Origin of the sequence: Pseudomonas sp. yb_9 (assembly GCF_043103635.1) — a bacterium.
Taxonomy (GTDB): domain Bacteria; phylum Pseudomonadota; class Gammaproteobacteria; order Pseudomonadales; family Pseudomonadaceae; genus Aquipseudomonas; species Aquipseudomonas monteilii.
Window position 1 is genome coordinate 1 of the sequence record NZ_JBICKA010000085.1, and the last position, 1,031, is coordinate 1,031.

Here is a 1,031-nt window from a genome sequence, read left to right on the forward strand (position 1 = left end):
GCTGCATGACTACTCACTACACCCACTTGACCATCGAAGAGCGCGTAACGCTAATGATCATGCGTATGCAAGGCGCCTCGCTGCGAGCCATCGCCCAAGTTCTTGGGCGCCAACCCAGCACGCTGAGTCGAGAGGTGCGGCGCCAGTCGCAGCCTGGGCACTATGACGCCAGCACTGCCGGTGCTCGAGCCCGTGCCCTCAGACACGTCCCGAGGCGCAGCAAGCTTCTTGCCCCTGGTTCTGAACTGTTCCAGGTCGTACACAGCATGTTGGCCAAGGGCTGGTCTCCTCAGCAAATTGCCGCCAGACTCAAGGACTACTGGCCTGATAATCCTGAGCGGCATGTGAGTCACGAAACGATCTACCTGACAATCTATGCATACCCACGCGGCGAGCTTAAGCGTCAACTCATTGGTTACCTGCGCCAGGGCGGCAGCAAGCGGCGTACTCGCAGCACTGCGCCAGCTCGGCGCGAGCGCTATCCAGCTGAACAGAATATTCGCTACCGGCCTGAAGAGGTCGAAGGTCGACAAGTGCCAGGTCATTGGGAAAGCGACCTGATCATGGGCGCGAACAATCGCTCGGCAGTAGCGACGATGGTCGAGCGCACGAGCCGTTTCGTGATCCTGGCCAAGTTGGATGCGCCCACCGCAGACGCCGCGCTAGAGGGGATGACGCGAGAACTTTCGCGGATGGCACCGGCGCTGCTGAAAACCATGACCCATGACCAAGGCAGCGAGATGGCCAAGCATCAAGAGCTGACAGCTCGTACGGGAATGAAGATCTACTTCGCTGACCCGCACAGCCCTTGGCAAAGAGGCAGCAACGAGAACACGAACGGCCTGCTCCGGCAGTACTTACCCAAGGGCACCGATTTGTCGCTGGTTAGCCAGGAGCGGCTGGACGAGATTGCCGACTTGCTCAACACCCGACCTCGTCAGACATTGGGCTGGAAATTCCCTGTTGAAGTGTTGACGGATCATCTGCAACTGCTGGCAACCAATCGGCTCAACATTATCAACTGACTGTTG

Annotated in this window: 1 protein-coding gene; it reads left to right on the forward strand. The window is 58.8% G+C overall.

Annotated elements, in window-relative coordinates:
* Nucleotides 1–5 precede the first annotated feature (5 nt).
* Complete coding sequence (locus tag ACF8MI_RS22645) at nucleotides 6–1,025, forward strand: IS30 family transposase (RefSeq protein WP_010792770.1); 1,020 nt, start codon at nucleotides 6–8, stop codon at nucleotides 1,023–1,025.
* Nucleotides 1,026–1,031 lie beyond the last annotated feature (6 nt).

Bases quoted from the DNA above. Each gene is read 5' to 3' on its own strand.
- ACF8MI_RS22645 (WP_010792770.1), top strand. From the start codon at position 6: ATGACTACTCACTACACCCACTTGACCATCGAAGAGCGCGTAACGCTA.